Consider the following 18,358-nt stretch of genomic DNA (forward strand, 5'->3'; position numbering starts at 1 on the left):
GCTCCTCCTCTTTAATTTCTACTTATGACTCGTTTTAAGTGAATGATCAGATACATAAGTTCTTCATCCGGGATCAAAAGTTCGAATTTGGCTTCAATATATTGTTGAATCGATAACGCACACTGCTCTTCTTCCGGATACTTGTTCACAATTTGGCTCATTAATTCCTGGTCTTGAGAATCCAACATTTTATGTTCAAGTAATCTCTGAACGAAAAATTGAAGGTGTGTTAAAAACCGTGAATAGTTAATGCTGTGGGTATCCAGTTCGATTCGGTAATGAATTTTAATGATGTTCAAAATGTCTTTGACCGTATTGGTCATCAATAAAACCTGGTTCATATTGTTATCGGTCTGTTGGGCATTGACTAGATGAAAGGCGATATTAGCCGCTTCCTCTTCAGGCAGCTTGAGACCGATTCGCTTTTCAATCAAGGTGAGCGCATACAGCCCAATGCCAAACTCTTCTGGATAGAACTTTTTGACCTCCCAAAGCATCCGATTCTGAATTGTCATGTGATCTTTAAACCGTTTGGTTGCCATATACAGATGGTCTGTCAGGGAAATATATAGATGTTCATTCAAGTGACTGGATAGGACGCTTTTGGCATAAGATATGATTTCATCTGCCATAATCAAATACTCCTTGGGAGTTTCCTTCATTAAGGCTGTCAGATCGGAAGACATGCTTTCATTTTCAAGAACATATATCTTTTCAATCTCGTTCTCATCGACGAAGTCACCAGGTTTGCTTTTAAAGCCGATGCCTTTACCCATCACTATGATTTCCTTGTGATCCTCACGTTTGGCAAGAACAATACTCGTATTGAGAACTTTTATTACTTTCATATCTAACGACCTCTCACTTTCCAGGCTTGATTCCCCCAACAAACACACTGTTAAAGTACAGTAATCAGAGGCTTCTCCGGCCCTGTCTTTTCTGAACTTTCATGACCCATGATTTCCAGATAGTCCGCCGTGTTGGTCACAATAATCGGAGTTATCGTATCATACCCCGCCCTTTGTATGGCTTCAAGTTCAAATTCAATAAGCAGCTGTCCATGCTTAATTTCGTCCCCTTCTTGCACATGCACAGTAAAATGCTGGCCCTTCAGCTTAACGGTATCCAAACCGATATGAATGAGCAGCTCCACACCTTCAACCGATTTTAAGCCTATGGAATGCTTGGTGCGGAACACAGTTTCCACGGTGCCGTCAAAAGGTGCGACCACTTTTCCGCTACTTGGTTGAATAGCCATCCCTTTGCCCATCGCTTCCTGAGAGAACGCTTCATCCTTGACCTGCTGTAAGGGAATAATCGAGCCCTCCATAGGTGCGAAAATAACCGTTTTGGACTTGCTGCTTTTACCTTGCGCTTTAACAGGCTCGGGACGAGCTTCTGTTTTAGTCGGTTCGGTAACCGTATCTTGAAAGCCGATCACATAAACAGCAATAAACGTCACAATGATCGAAATGGCCATCGTTATGAGCGCATATACCAGGTTAGAGTGATCTTCACTGATAAACATCGGCAGTGATGCAAAACCAGGACCCACAGCGGCATAAGCTTTTAAATTCATAAGACCGGCAAACAATCCGCCAACCCCGGCTCCAATCATACAGGCGAACAGTGTTTTTTTCAGGCGTAAATGCACGCCGTACAAGGCAGGCTCCGTAATTCCGAATACCCCTGAAATACCTGCGGACAAAGCAATTTGTTTGAACTTGGGATCTTTTGTTTTCAGCGAGACGGCAAATGCACCCGCGCCCTGTGCCATATTGGAAGCCAACATGGCAATCAGTACCAATGTTTCATATCCTGGTGAAGCTAGCGCAGCAAATATGATAGGATAAAATACTTTGTGCATGCCAAACATGACGATTAGCGGCATCACGATAGACATCAACACTACCGTAAGCCAGCCGATTCTTTCCTGAATCCAGAATACACCGTTTGACATCCCCATACCCAAATACGTCCCCAACGGTCCTAAAGCAATAAGAGCGACAGGCGCGACAATCAGAATAACGATTAATGGTTTTAGAAATATTTTCACAGGTCCAGGAGAGATTTTATCGGCAAATTTCTCAATGTAGGACATAAACCATATGGTCAAAATAATGGGAATAACAGAGGTGGCATACTGTACAGAAGCAACGGGCAAGCCCGCAAATGTGACTGCCTTCTCACCACCTAACAAACTAATTAAGTTAGGATGAAGCAGCACGCCCCCAAGGAGTACGGATACGAATGGATTGGTCTTGAATTTCTGTGCGCTGGAGAAAGCCAGCAGCATAGGCAGAAAATAAAATGCCGCATCCGCGATCACACTTAAAACCATGTACGTTTGGCTTTCCTTGCTCATGATTCCGGTTACTGTACACAGCAAGAGCAATGCTTTTAGCATCCCGGAAGCGGCAATGGCCGGGATAATGGGCTGGAAAATACCTGCGATCATGCTCGCAAAGGTATTAAACAATCCCTTAAGGCTTCGGTCTGCCTTCACTTTTTCGGCTTCATCCGAGGACGATTTATCCGGGTCCAGCAATTTGGCTAACTCATTGTAAACATAGCCTACATCATTCCCTATAATGACCTGATATTGTCCACCGCTATTCACGGCTCCCATAACACCGTCCAAGGCTTTAATTTCATCTGTTTGTGCCAGTTCCGGCTTACGGAGCGTCATTCGCAACCGAGTAGAGCAATGAATGATACTGTTGATATTATCGTTTCCACCCACTTTATTAAAAATGGCTTGTGCGATATCTTTGTAATTCATGAGTTACACCTTCCTTCTTAAAATAAGGAACAAAAAAAGACCTAAAAAGGGTAGGGAAAAAATATCCTACCCAATCTAGGTCTTGCCTGCCGAACAGTAACACGCCTTTAATTGGATATTGTACTATTCAGTTATTATTATAAGTATTGATTAATTGTTCATTGATTAACTGTTTACATAAAGCAACCCGGGTTTTAAACGCTTACAATTAAAATATAGCACCGACCATCTACAGATGCAACACTTTTCGACAAAGTTCTCTCTATGCAAAAAGATTAGGGGCTATAAAAAGCCCCCATCGCAGTACGTAACTGCGGCGAGGGCCTTTTTTAAAACCATACGACGATCACAGGACCGTCGTCTGTTATGAAGTTGGATTAAGCGTTGAGCACTTTTTCAAACTTGGTTTTGTTCATGCCGGAAATACGTTCTTCTCCGATCAGGGTCAACGGTACGGCGCGAATGCCCATATCCCAAACCTCTTGAGCGAAAGCATCATTGGTTTCAATGTTGCGTTCTTCATATTCGACGCCCTTTTCACTCAAGTAGCTTTTTACTTGACGGCAATGCGGACAGTTTGTAGATGTGTATACAATTGCTTTTTCCATGAATATCACCTCATCATTTATTTTTGTAAATTATATTTATTCATACTTAAACGAATTATTACAGGGCCAGTGCGCTGTGCTCCAGGCTTTCGATGTATTTCTCGCTGTCCATAGCAGCCATGCAGCCACTGCCTGCTGCTGTAATCGCTTGTCTATAGCGTGTGTCCTGCACGTCGCCACAAGCGAATACGCCAGGTACGTTTGTTTCGGAAGTACCAGGATTTACGACGATATAGCCGTTCGCATCCGTTGTGATTTGACCACCCAGGAAGCCAGTATTCGGATGATGACCAATCGCCACGAATACGCCGCTAACTGTAATGATTTCCTCTTTACCTGTTTCATTATTCAATACCTTCAAGCCGGTTACCCCGTTCTCATCAGCAATCACTTCTACAGGAGTACGATTCAGTGCCCACTCAATTTTGCTGTTCGCACGAGCGCGATCCTGCATAATTTTGGAGGCGCGCATTTCTTCACGACGATGCACCAGCGTTACTTTGGAGGCAAAACGTGTCAGGAAATTTGCTTCCTCCAACGCCGAGTCTCCACCACCGATGACAACAATTTCTTTGCCACGGAAAAAGAATCCGTCACATGTTGCACAAGTGCTCACGCCGCGTCCAATGTTGTCCTGCTCACCCGGAATACCCAGGTATTTCGCAGTCGCGCCTGTGGAAATGATCAGCGTATCTGTAACCAGTTCACCCATGCCCTCTACATCCAATGTAAAAGGACGAGCGGCTGTATCGACCTTGTTCACCCAGCCTGTGCGGAATTCAGCACCGAAACGCTCTGCTTGCTTACGCATATTATCCATCAGATCGGGTCCCATGATTCCTTCAGGAAAGCCAGGGAAGTTTTCAACTTCTGTTGTTGTAGTCAATTGTCCGCCCGGTTGTGGTCCTTCAATCACCAGTGGACTCATATTTGCGCGTGCCAGATAAATAGCAGCTGTTAAACCGGCAGGGCCGGTACCTATAATAATGGACTTGTACATATCTTTGTTCCTCCTAAAATATGATAAGAATTATATAGCGAGTTTTCGGTACCGGGAGATGGGCAAATGCATATACTCTAAAAGTAGTTCTGTCAGACGCTCATTCAAAAATGTGGACACCCGGATCTTGCAAAACGATTTACATATTTAATGTCTTTTTATGACTTAGACTGATTCTAAATCCTAATTCCATTATGCGGAAAGAGCTACAAACAGTCAAATGAAGTTTTCATGAAGCGAACCTTAAAGATTAATCAGGTATGGAGGGATTATCCCGATTATGAGCGACGTGTTTGTAGGCAGCCTTATTTCTGCCCTGTCCACCGGGCTCGGTGCCGTGCCCATACTGTTTATGCGTAAAATTACGCACCGTCTTCGTGATGTACTGCTGGCTTATGCCGCCGGGATCATGACTTCTGCATCTGTGTACAACCTCATTCCCGAGGCCATCCATCATTCCAACTGGTTCGTGCTGTCTGCGGGAATTTTACTCGGCTGTCTTGTGCTGCTGGTGATGGAAATGTATATTCCACATGCCGATCTGGAGGACCCGGATTCCAAAACCTTTCATCTGGAGTCCAAATCTTTTCTCATTATCGCGGCTATTACACTACATAATTTGCCCGAGGGACTTTCCGTTGGAGTCAGCTATGCGAGCGAAACTCAAAATCTTGGCAATCTCATTGCCTTTTCCATCGGCCTGCAAAATGCCCCGGAAGGCTTTATCGTCGCGCTATTCCTCGTGAATCAAAACATTGGCCGCTTCAAGGCATTGGGCATCGCTACCCTCACCGGAGCCGTGGAAATCATTACGAGTCTGATCGGATTTTATTTGAGTAGCTGGGTTAACGGACTGGTACCTTACGGCCTTGCTTTTGCCGCCGGAGCCATGATGTTTATCGTCTACAAGGAGCTAATTCCTGAAAGCCACGGGGACGGCAACCAGCGTATCGCAACCTTCTCTTTTATCCTCGGTCTGATTACGATGATTGGTCTAACCGAATGGCTATAGCTGTGTATCACAAAAAGGCAGCCCATGCTGGAGCTCCGTGTGTTTAAGTATGATATTTACGGTATCCACGTTGGTCGGGGCTACCGTCAATATGACGATGCCTTTATCAATTGCTACCGGAATCGCACTGGCGGGACTGCTGTTCTCCCTGTTCTTGCGGCGGTCTATACCTCGTCGGAGGTAAACCTGCAACATGATAGGCTGGCACGCAAAAAAAGGAGCATCCACCCCTGTCCTTTAAGGGATGTGAATGCTCCTTCTTATTTATCATCTTAAGATCATGATCTTATTTATTTTATGACCGCAGCAAGCGCAAGCCGTTCAAAATCACAAGCAACGTGCTGCCCTCATGCCCGATGACGCCAAATGGCAGAGCTATATCTTGCACAAAGTTGCTAATGACGAGCAATAAAATGACGCTGACGGCGAAGATCATATTTTGCTTGACCACTCGCTGTGCCTTTCGTGCCAGCGCTACCGTCGGGGCAATCTCTTCGATGCCATCGTTCATCAGCACCACATCTGCGACCTCCAGTGCGGCTCCGCTGCCGTGCATACCCATGCCCAGCCCGACCGTTGCGCCAGCCAGCGCCGGAGCATCATTCACACCGTCACCGACCATGACGACATGCCCGTACTGCTCCCGCAGCATGCGAATATGGCTGACTTTGTCCTCTGGCATCAGACCAGCGTATACTGCATCAACTCCGGCCTGCGCCGCGATCACGGCGGCGGTTTCCGGGCGATCTCCGGTCAGCATGACGACCCGGATGCCTTGCGCTTGCAGGCGTCTCACCGCCTCCTGCGCCTGTGGCCGCAGCTCGTCGCGCAATGCCAGCATCCCGGCAATCCGGTCATCCGCGAGGATAATGGATACGGTTTTGCCCTCAGCTTCCAGTCGGGCACGTGTTTCCACCCATTCCGGCTCTGCCAGCGGACTAGCGTGATCCAGCGCATCCGTGCGCCCGATTTTCCATCTCATCCCGTCTACCATGCCCTCCATTCCCCATCCGGTCAGGGACTGTACTTGCTCCACTGCGGGAAGCTCTCGCTGCCCCAATTCGGCGTCCGCTTTGGCTACAATCGCTCGTGCCAACGGATGCATGGAGTAGCTTTCTATTGCCGCAACAATGCGTAACAGCTCATCGGCATCGTAGCCTGTGGCGGTAATCCAGTCAGTTACAACAGGCGACCCGATGGTCAGCGTACCTGTTTTGTCAAAGGCGACGACAGATGTCAGCGCCATATTTTCCACATGCGCACCACCTTTGAACAGGATGCCCCGACGGGCACGGTTGGAAATAGCCGACAGCATTACTGGCATAATGGACGACACGAGTGCGCATGGTGAGGCCACAACGAGAAATACCATTGCCTTGTAAAACGCCGCTGCCCACGTCCAGCCCAATACCATTGGCGCACCTGCAATAACGATCAGCGTGACAGCAACAACAATTCGGGCGTAAATCGACTCGAACCTTTTGATAAATCGTTGGGAATCGGGGACCTCTGTCTGCGCTTCCTCCACCATACGGATGATTTTTGAAAATAGAGTGCCTTCGGAGGATTGGCTTACCTCCACATACAGGACGCCTTCGCCGTTAATGGTGCCAGCATATACCTCGTCACCCGCCGCTTTGTTCACCGGAATGGACTCCCCGGTAATAGATGCCTGATTTACCGCCGAAACACCCTTGGAAATCCGGCCATCCGCCGGAATCAGTTCGCCCGGCTTCACCAGCAGCAAATCACCCGGCAGCAGTTGCTCAATGCCGACCATCTCCGTCCCCTCGCGGGACAGACGCAAAGCCGTTTCCGGCTTCAACGCCATCAGCTCGGAAATATCCTTGCCGCTGCGCTCGGTGGTATAGCTCTCCAGCGCACCGCTGAGTGCAAAAATGAAGATCAGCATTGCTCCTTCATTCCAGTAGCCAATAGCCGCTGCTCCCAATGACGCTGCGATCATGAGCAGATTGACATCCAGATCACGTTCACGGATCAGCGTCTCAATGCCTTCTCTGGCTTTAGACCAGCCACCCAAGGCGTAGGAAACCACATACAGGATGACCGCCAGCCATTGCGACCAATGCGAGACGCCCCACGCCATCAGCATAAGCGTTCCACTGCCCAGGGCAGCCTGCATCTCCTTGTTTTTCAGCATGCTTTTGAGCTGGAATTGTGGCTTGCGATTCGGGCCCGGCCGTCCGCTGCCACTTTTTTTTGAAAGTATCTGATTAGAGGGAGACAATTTCTTTTGAAGTTGTTGAACTGCTTGCATCATGTCACGTTCCTTTCCGTTTTTTGTTCGTTGTACTGAATCTCATTGAGAATGATATCCATTGTTAAGTGCCTTAAAATAGCACATGCTGCTTCGGGAAGCCCGAAGCAGCATGTTTAGCAATGAGAATGATAATCATTTTTGCGTATATACAATTATTTTGGTTTAGAGAAACTTTTGTTTTATTATAACCCTTTTCTTTTCCGATTGTAAACAGGAATTTACCCCAGTGCCTTGATGCCGAAGCTGAGCTTCGGAGACGTTCGCCAAGCGACCTTCATAGATCCAACGATAGATGGCTTTCCAGCACATGATGGACCTGCCTTCCTGCCTGAATCGTCCCACAACCTGCTCAGGCGACCCTGTCGCATGCAGCTTCTTTTCGATTTGTGCAGCCTGTTCTTGGGTCCATTTCCCCTTCGGTACCGAAGCTTTGCGACGATGCTCGTAAGCTCGCCGTGGACAAGAAAACCAGCTAATAGTTGTCAAACTACAGTGTGGAAAATATTCTAAAAACTGATATACTGTTTTTTGAGCATAACAAATAATCCTTCATTGGCGTGAAGGATTATGGATAATTGCGGGAATTAAATGTGGTAGGGTTGGTCTTTATTAAGGATGGCGCAAACAATCACAACCACCTTGTAGGGCTTGTCCTCTTTTTCTTTTCATATCATAATAATCCTTTAATCTACTATTTCTTCCACCACGTAGTCCGCATTGAACGGCTAAATATAGAGCTCTTCGAAGTCTTTTTGATCCTCGCTTCGTTATCCGATTTCTAGAGGCCGTATACTTACCCGAACTGTAGACACTTGGATCAAGACCTGCGTAGGCAACAAGTTGTTTAGCACTCCTAAATTGACGGGCATCTCCGATCTCCGCTATGATCGCCGAAGCAAGTTTGTCGCATGAACCGTGGCGCGATTTACCGCCGCTTCTGACAAGCACATGATCTTTTTCCACAGAATAAAGTAATATTTTACTTAGCCTGGTAGGAGAGGGCGTTATTAAAACTCCAAATTTTTATTGCTCCCCTTCCCGTTTACATCTGCACAAAATCCGTATTTCTTTTAATTTACTAAAATTAATTTTATCGTAATAACTCCGCTAGAGGCAACCAGAAGCTTTCGAACACGGTATTACATACCAATGGAAGCTCGTTTCACCTTGATATTATGAATTAACTCGAATTTATCTTTTTATTCTCGGCAGAAGTGTCGCCGGAATTAGCGCCAGTGCAGAGAAGGCAATCGACCAGATAAACGCATGATCGAACGCAACAGCTACAGCTGTCGGGTCATGTGACATGACAGAATTAAACTCGTTCTGCAAAATAATAGCGATAACCGATGCGCCAAAGGCGCCGCCGATTTGCTGCATAATACGAGTGGTGCTGCTGGCATGCGGGATTTGCTTCGAAGACAGGCCAATATAGGCGGAAGCCATGACCGGCAGAAACACAGCCCCTAATCCTGCCCCCCGCACGATCATTGCTACGCTCAAATAATAATAGCTCGTATCCGCGCTAAGTTGTGTAAATGGCCAGGTTCCAAGCAAGGTAAGCATGGTTCCGACAAGAACGACGGGTCTCGAACCGATCTGATCCGTTAGTTTGCCGGCAAGCGATCTTGTCAGCAGCATCCCGACCCCTTGCGGCACGAGCAGCAGACCGGATATAAGCACGGATTCGCCGCGGACTTGCTGGAAGTATAACGGCAGCAGAAGCATCGCCCCGTAGGTGGTCAGGCCGGATAAAAAGAGCAGTATCGTGGATACGGCTAAAGAACGCACCCGGAACAGCCTAACATCAAGCAACGCTTCGTTTCCTTTGCGAAACGCATAAACGACAAACACAGCCAAAAGTGCTAAACCCGCTAAAACGGGAACGAGAACCGCGACATGGCCGAAACCGTGGTTGGAGCTTACTTCTCCAAGACCGCAAATAATGAGAACGATGGCCGGGGAAAGCAGCATCAGTCCCAGCAGATCCAGCCGCAACGTTCGGGTTTCGCGCTCTTCATTGGGCAGCCCCTTCCACGCCATAATGATGGCAATGATGCAGAGTGGAATATTTACCAGAAAAATCCATCTCCAGTTCAGATGATTAATGATGAGGCCTCCCAGCACTGGCCCCAAAATCGGTCCAAGCAGCGCCGGCAAACCGACCGTGGCCATCCCTTTGCCCATATTTTGCCCTCCGAAGGCACGTACTCCCAAGGTCTGCATAATCGGCATCAGCAATCCCCCGCCGATCCCCTGTATGGTACGGAAAAAAATCAGGCTCTCCACGTTCCACGCCAAGCTACATAGAACAGAACCAAGCAAGAACATGCCAAGTGAAAAAATCCACATAGACTTGCACCCAAATCGCTCCATCGCCCAGCCGGTGATGGGAATGACCATGCCAAGCGCAAGCAGATAACTGGTCATAACCCATTGAATGGTCGACACCGAGGTATTAAATTCCCGAACCAGCGTATCAATAGCAACATTGGTTATCGTCGTGTCGAATAGCGGGGCCAGAATACCGACCATTAGAATCCACATCATTTTCTTCGCGGCCGCCTGCTGTTCAGCCGATTCAAGCGTTTCGGAACTTTGTATTTGCAAGTTGAAACCTCCCTTTGATCGTGCAAATAAGAAACTATGAGTTTCTTATTTGCATTTATGATATACTATCGCTATATGAAACGCAACGAATTTTTTTAAGGAGTATGAGAACAATATGTCCAATTCTCAACACCAAGATAAATTGAAAAGCAGACGCAGAGGCAAAGAACTGGAAGCGGCTATACTACAAGCGGTATGGGAAGAGTTGAAAGAACGAGGATATTCTAATCTTACGATGGATGGAGTGGCGGAACGGTCGGGAACAAGCAAAGCCGTACTTTACCGGCGATGGGCCAACCGCGCTGAGATTGTATTGGCGGCGATCCAGGCACGCGTCCCCCTGCCGCTGGAGGAGGTGCCCGATTACGGGAATTTGAGAGATGATGTTTGCGGCGTGCTTAGATTGATGAATCAGAACATTATCGAAGTGATGATGAAGGCTTTCTATGGGCTCGTAACGGAAATCGGGGCCATGCCGCTTGCATCCGTGCTATTCCCCGAAGGACGTCATAACAGGACAATGACAATAGTGCTACAGCGAGCCGTTGACCGAGGAGAGGTATCGGCCGAAACCGTTACGCCCCGGATGCTTACTTTGCCAGGAGATTTGGCCCGCAATGAGTTAATACTTTATAATAGGCCAATGTCTGAGCAGACGATTGCTGAGATTGTGGACGAAGTGTTTTTGCCACTTGTGTTAAAGCGGTGATTACCAATTCCGCCCCTTGTATGCAGGGGAATCCGTTCATTTTGAGTAATTCGGGTTAATCGGTTCCGGGAGCAAAAGAAGGCCCGACCAACTTAGATCAAGTTAATTCGGAACCTTCGGATTATCTTTCACTCCATTTATGATTTTGCCGGATCAAGTTGAAGCTCCAGCGCTCCTGACCACCGTCCGGACGGAGCGAGCCGCTGAAGCTTCTCCGCCGTATTCTCCTGAGGAAGTGGTATATACAATAAAATTTTTAGCTCGGGAAACTCGGCCGGCATTAGTGTCGTCGGTCGCAGGGACAGTTTTCCTGCAACAGGATGATTCAGTTCTTTATGGCCGGTATGTGCGATCCGGATATCGTGCAGCGGCCACCATTCCCCAAATTCCGGACTGGCTTCGCTTAATTCGTGGCTGAATTCCCTGAACCATGGATCATCCGCAAACTGATCACTGCTCGCCCGAAACAAAGCCAGACATTTCCGCGCTTCCCTCTCCCAATGCACGAGAAGCTGGCGCTGTGAAGGATGAGTGAACAGGTACCAGACCAAATTGCGATCCCGTCCGGTAAGCTTCCCATAATCGGCAAACACCTCGCTTGCAGCTTCGTTCCAGGCCACATAGTTCCACCTGCGGTCCACGGCGTATGCAGGGCACCACCCCCAGGAATCCAATATGCCTTGTAGTACGGGATCATACGTCGGTCCCTGGTTTGGAAGCTCGCGGGCGGCCGGATCTATTGCAAGATCGAACATATGTCTGCGCTCCACCCAGTCCAGCTGCAGCGCCCGGGCTACGCTGTCCAGCACCTGCGGCGAAACGTTAATATCGCGCCCTTGTTCCAGCCAGGTGTACCAAGAAACACCGACGCCAGCAACCTGCGCGAGCTCCTCTCTTCTTAACCCAGTAGTTCTTCGTCTTCCTCCTGTGGGAAAGCCATATTCCTGCGGGTCAAGCCGCTCTCTTCGCGTCCTTAAAAAATCCCCTAGCTCAACTCGACGACTGTTCTTGCTCAGATTAATCAACTCCTTTACCGCAAAGTAATCCCCGGTTAATTTGGGAAATGCCGTTCCATTCTAACTGGTGTTATTACACCTATGATAAATAAGCTCCTCGTTATCCCTTTGACACCCGTGTCATAATCATAACATAGCACACGCCATGCTGTGCAGAAACAAAAGAACTCAAGGAGAGATGTAAGATGCAATATCGGAAATTAGGAAAAAACGGACCAGTCATTTCGGTGATCGGCTTCGGCGCTTGGGCCATCGGCGGAGGAAATTGGAATTACACCTGGGGTAATCAGGAAGATCGGCTATCGCATAACAGCATCCGCACGGCGCTGGATGCAGGGATTAATTTCTTCGATACGGCTGCAGTTTACGGCTTGGGCCACTCCGAAGAAGTGATCGGCAAAGCGCTGAAAGGCGACCGCGATAAAGCGGTCATCGCCACCAAATTCGGCCTCGTTTGGGATGAACAGGGCAATGTCTCGCGCAACGGCACCTATGCGTCGATCCTTCGCGAGGTCGAGGCTTCCCTGCGCCGTCTCGGCACCGACTATATTGACCTGTATCAAATGCACTGGCCGGATACGGACGCCAAAGCGTCGGTAGAGGAAACGATACGCGCCCTTGAAAAACTGCTGCAGGACGGTAAAATCCGCTATGTCGGAGTCAGCAATTTTCCAGTTGCGCTACTGGAAGAGGCCTTGAAGATCCGGCACGTAGATTCCTTACAGCCGCCCTACTCCATTCTGGCCGCGGATGCGGAGAAGGAACTTCTCCCCTACAGCCAGAAACAAGGCATCGGCGTGATTGCCTATAGCCCGCTAGCCTCGGGTCTACTCTCCGGAAACTACAACGCGGACACCCGATTTGACAAACAGGATTGGCGCTCCAAGTCCCCATCCCATTCCGGAGAAGGCTTCAAGCAAAATATCGCGGTAGTCGGGCAGCTCAAAGAAGTGGCGGCGGACCTCGGCATTACAGTCGCCCAACTGGCCCTCGCTTACGTCCTGGCTCATCCGGCTTTAACGAGCGCGCTCGTCGGCGTCCGCAAGCCTGAACATATCCTGAAGTCGCTGCCGGCCGTGGATGTTAAACTCGACGATGCCGTGCTGGCTAAGATTCGGACCATTGCAGCGAGCGCCGCAAGAATCGAGATGCCGATAAACGAGTAAACCGGCAAATACAACGCAGATACCTATCTGCGTTGTATTTGCTGTGCATAAAAATTATTACAGAAACAGGAAACGACGAAGCTTCGGTAGTAGCATCAACCTGTGACATCGCGACACATACCACACATATGTGCTATTAAATAAAAAATCGAAGAGGTTTTTGTGTTATTGTTTCCCGTTAGCTGAATGTCATTATAGTATTTCTGGAATTAGAATACCAGTATTTATAATGTTTTCATATTACTTAAATATAATTACTTTATATAGGCATAATATTTTTTCTTCTATTCTTTCTGATATTATAAGTGACGGATTGTAAAAACGAATCCTTAAATTACAGACTTTATTTCTTCCCATCACCAAGAAAAAAGGATATCCGCGCAACAGCGCAGATATCCTTTCTATACAGCTTAAGCATCTTTTATGAAATGAAATTCGCGTTACATTCGGGGCTACAAGGGAAAATGCTGTACTTGGTTATGCGAGGTGTTGGGACCATATTCCCCCTCTAGGCCTTGCAGCAATGCGTAACGTGCAGCCGCAAGGCGCGCGGCGATAGCCCCCGTTTCCGGGCAAATGATGCCAGTCAGCCTGCTTGCCCATATTCCGGCTCCATCCAATAGCGTATGGACTTCGTCAAACGCAGCCCATACGGGGAGTTTGGGCTTCACGCCCCGGATGGCCTGCGTCATGCGTTCTATCGTATCGCTCGTCCCCTCATGACCGCCGACAGACAGATCGGACAGATCCGCGTCCACATCATATGAAGGAAACCGCGTAGCTTCCAAAATCACCGCATCGGCAAATCGTGCCATATCTGCGGCCTGAGCCGCCTGCTTGATCTGTTCCGCTTTCACTTCCGGCAGAAGATTGGCGCTGCCAGATTCATGAAACTGTTTGACCTGCCCGTTCCATGTTTGGCTGACGTTGAGCTTGGAGGACGCATCCACCGTCAAAAGCACGCCTACCTGATATGGAATGCACCGCAGGCGGCCGCATAAGGTCTGCTCCGCAACGCCGTCGATCCAGTCACGGGTTGCCCGGAATTGGTTCACGTCAACCGGATTGCGCACCACAATCTCTAGCTGCGGTTCTCCCCCCTGCTGTACACTTCGCAACGCTGCACGCAGTAGCGCCTCCAACTGCATATCTTGCAGGCTTCCGATGCCCACCACGTTGTTCTGTTCGATCAGGGCGATCGTGAGCGGCAATCCGTTTAGAGACTCGAACAAGCCTTCATATTCTGTTTCCAGCAGCCCGATAATTCGCCGGGATAGATGCTCACACAATCCGGGCAAGCCAGATGCCTGATTAAAGGCTTTGTACGTGTCTGATGGACGGGAGCCTGGAATAAGGAGGGGGGCTTGCTCCCCGTCAGGACCATGAATCGTATGCCCGGACTCCGCCGCGTCCAGATAGGCACGGCATAATTCAGCCACACGGCTGGACGACTGCGACAAGGGGCCGTGCAGAAGACTATAGCCATCAAGCTTGCCCATACTTACTCCTATCGCTGACTCCTTGCTTGTATAATTCACATGGGCAGGATCATCCGCATAGATACGTATGAATGTACGCCTGTATTCATCACTCCATTCCAGCAGTCTGGTCATCGCTTCCCTGTCATCGTTGCCCTTATTCAGCAGCGTTTCCCCAATTAGCTCGGAGTTCGCAGCCAGCAACGCCTCCTCTTGACTGATTATGCCCTGTTCGGCTAATCCGACCAGCCAGCCCAGCGGGTCTTCCTCCTGAGAGGCAGATACTTCACTGCACCCTGCGAGCACCGACTCGATAGCCAGCCTTTGTGCAGCAGCGGCCTCACTCCCCGACTCGGGGTCTTCGCAATCCCGGCTGTTTTTTTCACTCAACAGTTCTGCGAATACATGCATCAGTTTAGCCTCCATGCTACAAATCCATCCTTTCTCCCGTCAGCAAGTTGGCACACACGAATTTGAGTATTCCCACCATAAAAGAGAACGCTTACTTATTAGACGGCAACAGAATTCAAATGAGACTTACCTGTAAGGTCCCTCTACCTTAACGTATTAGGCGCACCCCACATTTATACATATCTGTAGAACGATCGGAAAACATAGATTCAACCGCAGCATTGAGCTCAAAAAAGCCCCCGGATCTCACAGGATGAATACATCCGATGATAAGCCGAGGGCACTGATTTTTTTATTCGAAAGAACGTACCTTCAGTACACGCATAACATTTAGTACGGCTAGCAGTGTTACGCCCACATCGGAAAATACAGCCTCCCACATAGTAGCAATACCGAAGGCACCCAACGTGAGAAACACGACTTTGACACTGAGCGCAAATATAATATTCTGCCATACGATACGGCGTGTACGCTTGGCGATATGAATCGCTGTAACCAGTCTCGAAGGCTCGTCGTTCATGATCACGATATCCGCTGCCTCAATCGCGGCATCTGAACCCAAACCGCCCATCGCTACACCTACATCTGCCAGCGCCAGCACAGGGGTATCATTAATCCCGTCGCCCACGAACAAAATCTTGTCGCCCGCTTTTTTACTTGCAGACAGCTGTTCAATCGCTTCGGCTTTATGCTGGGGTAACAGCTCTGCACGTACTTCGTCCAGACCCAACTGTCGTCCTACCGCCTCTCCAACCGTCCGGTTGTCACCTGTCAGCATGATCGTTTTCACTATACCCAGCTTTTTCAGTGAAGCAATCGTTCGTGCCGAGTCCTCTTTGACCTCATCCGAAATCAGGATGCATCCGGCATACGTTCCGTCTACAGCCACATGAACGACCGTTCCTTCATCAAGTGTTCCTGCGCGTTGTGCGTCGTTAAAAATGACTTGCTCCCGCGCCATCAGCTTCGCATTCCCGGCCAATACCAGACGACCATCTATGTGTGCCTGAATCCCATGACCGGAAATCTCACTATATTGCTGAACCCGCTCGGCTTGAAGCTTCTCACCATAGGATTCACGCAGAGAAGTGGCAATAGGATGTGTGGAGTGCAGCTCAGCCAAAGCGGCCGTTTCCAGCAAGCTTTCCTTCGTAAATTCCCCGGCAGGATAAATTCCCGTTACACGGAAAACCCCTTTAGTGAGTGTACCTGTTTTATCAAAAACAGCATATTTTACATGGTTCAGTGCTTCAAGGTAGTTCCCGCCTTTAATCAGCACACCTGAACGAGAGGCTGCCCCGATTCCGCCAAAGAAGCCCAACGGAATGGATACGACCAGCGCACATGGACAAGAAATGACGAGGAAAACAAGTGCACGATATACCCAATCTGCAAACAGCGCCCCCGGTACGACGAGCGGTGGAACGACTGCCAGCAGCAACGCAACGATAACCACAACAGGAGTATAGTATCTGGAAAACTTGGTGATAAACTTTTCAGTAGGCGCTTTTTTGGCGCTCGCATTTTGCACCAGCTCCAAAATTTTGGAGACTGCCGATTCGCTGAATTCCTTGCTAACCTCTACAGTTAAAAGTCCGTTTGTATTTATAAATCCGCTCATCACACTGCTTCCCGGCTCCACGGTACGAGGCACGGATTCACCCGTCAACGCCGAGGTATCCACATGCGATTTTCCGTCTACAACTTTACCATCCAGTGGAATCTTCTCGCCCGGCTTGATTACAATCAGATCACCTACGCGCACATCCTCGGGTGACACACGACTTACGGAATCAGTTGTCTTCAGGTTGGCATAGTCCGGTCGAATATCCATAAGGTCGCTGATGGATTTGCGCGAACGATTGACCGCGACCCCCTGGAATAGCTCACCGATTTGATAAAAGAACATGACAGCTACGCCTTCCGGATATTGCCCAATTGCAAATGCGCCAACCGTTGCCACCGTCATCAGGAAATACTCGTCAAAAGCCATTCCCCGCACCAGACTGCGAACAGCCTGCAAGACTACATCTCCGCCGACAATGATATATGCCAGTAAAAACAGTGCCAGCTTGCCTAGGCCCTCTACAGGCAACCACCAGGCAACTGCCGCAACGACTGCACCGATAGCCAAGCGTGCAATCATCCGGCGCATACCGGCCGTACCATGATCGTGGGTATGCCCTGCGTGGCTGTCATCCCCGTGCGAATGTGAATGAGTATGTGTAGCATCACCATGATCATGCGCATGTTCGCCATGGTGGTGCCCTTCATGGCTATGAGTATGACCTGTGTGGCTGTGAGCTCCATATTGTTGGCCGTTCTCGGGCGTAAGTCCTTCACCATGCTGATGACTATGGGTGCGCTCCCCTGAAGTGCCTGCCTGTGCTGCACCCGCCACACTGCGATGGTTCTCACTCGAGCGTCCACGTGCGCTTTTTGCGATCATACGGACGTGAGGCTCCAGTCTGTGAACCTTCTGTTCCGTTTGACGAAGAATCTCCTCTTTTTGATCCGGACTTGCTGTCATCGTCAATGTTTTCGTCACAAAATTGACCGAGCAATCAAGTACACCTTCTATTTTACCGACTCCATTTTCAATCTTCAGAGCACAGTTGGCGCAATCCAAGCCTTCCAAAATCCATTCGTGCCGTTCCGTTCTTTTCAGAGCATCCATAATCATTGGCCTCCAATTAGCTATACATGAGCAACTGTTCATGTATTATTTATTATGGCCATTATATTCAGGATCAGGGTCAAAAGTCAATGACAATAGCCTCTTTTCGCCAAAAAAACTCCGCTTCCCCAGACAAACACCAAAAGAGCGCCATTCGCTGGCGCCCTGCTTTTTCTATCCAACAATCATTGATGTGAAATGTGCTGGTGGGTCTGCAAAAATATCTGCTCCACATGATTATCATCCAGCGAATAAAACACCGTTTTACCTTCCTTGCGCCGCTTGACGATCCGCAGATTGCGCAAATAACGAAGCTGATGAGATACGGCAGATTGCCCCATATTCAATACCTGGGTCAGATCATGTACACACAGCTCCTTCTGAGCCAAAGCGTAGATTAGCTTGATCCGTGTCGGATCACCCAAGGCTTTGTACAGCTCCGACATTTTGTATGCGATGGAATCCTCAACAAGGGAAGATTTTATGCGCTCGATTTCCTGATCTGAACCGTGACAAGCCGGCTCACAATCCAAAGCTTCCGTTTCAGAATTCATCCTTTTCACCCCGTGTATTTCGACTTGATGCTCCTATTATAGCAAATTCGTAGA

The 18,358-nt window shown here is 48.8% G+C and carries 13 protein-coding genes and 1 pseudogene; 3 read left to right on the forward strand and 11 right to left on the reverse strand.

All coding sequences use genetic code 11. The annotated features are described in order from the left end of the window. Positions 1-11 precede the first annotated feature (11 nt). From licT to trxB, 4 genes are all read right to left on the reverse strand, one after another. Entirely contained in the window at positions 12-848 is an 837-nt protein-coding gene (gene licT / locus L696_RS0113375; RefSeq protein ID WP_025684086.1) for a BglG family transcription antiterminator LicT, read from the reverse strand. Positions 849-898: 50 nt separating this feature from the next. Continuing rightward, a complete protein-coding gene (locus L696_RS0113380) occupies positions 899-2,782 on the reverse strand; it encodes a beta-glucoside-specific PTS transporter subunit IIABC (protein ID WP_025684087.1) in 1,884 nt (627 codons plus the stop codon). A 377-nt stretch (positions 2,783-3,159) separates the two neighbouring features. Next, positions 3,160-3,390, reverse strand: coding sequence for a glutaredoxin family protein (locus tag L696_RS0113385; protein WP_025684088.1), 231 nt, complete (start codon positions 3,388-3,390; stop codon positions 3,160-3,162). A 58-nt stretch (positions 3,391-3,448) separates the two neighbouring features. After that, the gene (trxB, locus tag L696_RS0113390) at positions 3,449-4,390 is read right to left on the reverse strand and encodes a thioredoxin-disulfide reductase (protein WP_025684089.1); all 942 of its coding nucleotides are present in this window, start codon (positions 4,388-4,390) and stop codon (positions 3,449-3,451) included. Positions 4,391-4,670: 280 nt separating this feature from the next. Here trxB and L696_RS0113395 point away from each other — a divergent pair, with 280 nt between their 5' ends. Then, on the forward strand, positions 4,671-5,402 hold the full coding sequence (locus L696_RS0113395; RefSeq protein ID WP_025684090.1) for a ZIP family metal transporter: 732 nt from the start codon (positions 4,671-4,673) through the stop codon (positions 5,400-5,402). A 295-nt stretch (positions 5,403-5,697) separates the two neighbouring features. Here the strand turns inward: L696_RS0113395 and L696_RS0113405 are convergent, their stop codons facing one another. The 3 genes and pseudogenes from L696_RS0113405 to L696_RS0113415 form a co-directional block, all read right to left on the reverse strand. Continuing rightward, on the reverse strand, positions 5,698-7,680 hold the full coding sequence (locus L696_RS0113405) for a heavy metal translocating P-type ATPase (RefSeq protein ID WP_245233360.1): 1,983 nt from the start codon (positions 7,678-7,680) through the stop codon (positions 5,698-5,700). A gap of 587 nt (positions 7,681-8,267) precedes the next feature. Further along, positions 8,268-8,610, reverse strand: a pseudogene (locus L696_RS29570) (transposase); the annotation flags it as partial. 264 nt (positions 8,611-8,874) lie between these two features. Next, entirely contained in the window at positions 8,875-10,293 is a 1,419-nt protein-coding gene (locus L696_RS0113415) for an MDR family MFS transporter (RefSeq protein ID WP_025684092.1), read from the reverse strand. A 115-nt stretch (positions 10,294-10,408) separates the two neighbouring features. Here L696_RS0113415 and L696_RS0113420 point away from each other — a divergent pair, with 115 nt between their 5' ends. Beyond that, positions 10,409-11,002: a TetR/AcrR family transcriptional regulator gene (locus tag L696_RS0113420; protein ID WP_025684093.1), complete on the forward strand. Its 594-nt coding sequence runs from the start codon at positions 10,409-10,411 to the stop codon at positions 11,000-11,002. 137 nt (positions 11,003-11,139) lie between these two features. Here L696_RS0113420 and L696_RS0113425 read toward each other — a convergent pair whose 3' ends face one another. Next, positions 11,140-12,027, reverse strand: a complete 888-nt coding sequence (locus L696_RS0113425; protein WP_049827376.1) for a helix-turn-helix transcriptional regulator — start codon at positions 12,025-12,027, stop codon at positions 11,140-11,142. 176 nt (positions 12,028-12,203) lie between these two features. On the opposite strand from L696_RS0113425, the gene L696_RS0113430 reads away from it, so the two are divergent. After that, positions 12,204-13,184 (forward strand): aldo/keto reductase, encoded by a 981-nt coding sequence (locus L696_RS0113430; protein WP_025684095.1) that lies wholly within the window; start codon positions 12,204-12,206, stop codon positions 13,182-13,184. A gap of 452 nt (positions 13,185-13,636) precedes the next feature. Here the strand turns inward: L696_RS0113430 and L696_RS0113435 are convergent, their stop codons facing one another. From L696_RS0113435 to L696_RS0113445, 3 genes are all read right to left on the reverse strand, one after another. Beyond that, positions 13,637-15,088 (reverse strand): aldolase/citrate lyase/malate synthase family protein, encoded by a 1,452-nt coding sequence (locus L696_RS0113435; RefSeq protein ID WP_025684096.1) that lies wholly within the window; start codon positions 15,086-15,088, stop codon positions 13,637-13,639. Between the two features lie 277 nt (positions 15,089-15,365). After that, positions 15,366-17,750 (reverse strand): heavy metal translocating P-type ATPase, encoded by a 2,385-nt coding sequence (locus L696_RS0113440; RefSeq protein ID WP_025684097.1) that lies wholly within the window; start codon positions 17,748-17,750, stop codon positions 15,366-15,368. Positions 17,751-17,935: 185 nt separating this feature from the next. Further along, entirely contained in the window at positions 17,936-18,304 is a 369-nt protein-coding gene (locus tag L696_RS0113445) for an ArsR/SmtB family transcription factor (protein ID WP_025684098.1), read from the reverse strand. Between the last annotated feature and the right edge of the window lie 54 nt (positions 18,305-18,358).

It is taken from the genome of Paenibacillus maysiensis (assembly GCF_000520815.1).
In the GTDB taxonomy this organism is placed as follows: Bacteria; Bacillota; Bacilli; order Paenibacillales; family Paenibacillaceae; genus Paenibacillus; species Paenibacillus maysiensis.

Bases quoted from the DNA above. Each gene is read 5' to 3' on its own strand.
- licT (WP_025684086.1), bottom strand. From the start codon at position 848: ATGAAAGTAATAAAAGTTCTCAATACGAGTATTGTTCTTGCCAAACGT.
- L696_RS0113380 (WP_025684087.1), bottom strand. From the start codon at position 2,782: ATGAATTACAAAGATATCGCACAAGCCATTTTTAATAAAGTGGGTGGA.
- L696_RS0113385 (WP_025684088.1), bottom strand. From the start codon at position 3,390: ATGGAAAAAGCAATTGTATACACATCTACAAACTGTCCGCATTGCCGT.
- trxB (WP_025684089.1), bottom strand. From the start codon at position 4,390: ATGTACAAGTCCATTATTATAGGTACCGGCCCTGCCGGTTTAACAGCT.
- L696_RS0113395 (WP_025684090.1), top strand. From the start codon at position 4,671: ATGAGCGACGTGTTTGTAGGCAGCCTTATTTCTGCCCTGTCCACCGGG.
- L696_RS0113405 (WP_245233360.1), bottom strand. From the start codon at position 7,680: ATGCAAGCAGTTCAACAACTTCAAAAGAAATTGTCTCCCTCTAATCAG.
- L696_RS0113420 (WP_025684093.1), top strand. From the start codon at position 10,409: ATGTCCAATTCTCAACACCAAGATAAATTGAAAAGCAGACGCAGAGGC.
- L696_RS0113430 (WP_025684095.1), top strand. From the start codon at position 12,204: ATGCAATATCGGAAATTAGGAAAAAACGGACCAGTCATTTCGGTGATC.
- L696_RS0113435 (WP_025684096.1), bottom strand. From the start codon at position 15,088: ATGGAGGCTAAACTGATGCATGTATTCGCAGAACTGTTGAGTGAAAAA.
- L696_RS0113440 (WP_025684097.1), bottom strand. From the start codon at position 17,750: ATGGATGCTCTGAAAAGAACGGAACGGCACGAATGGATTTTGGAAGGC.
- L696_RS0113445 (WP_025684098.1), bottom strand. From the start codon at position 18,304: ATGAATTCTGAAACGGAAGCTTTGGATTGTGAGCCGGCTTGTCACGGT.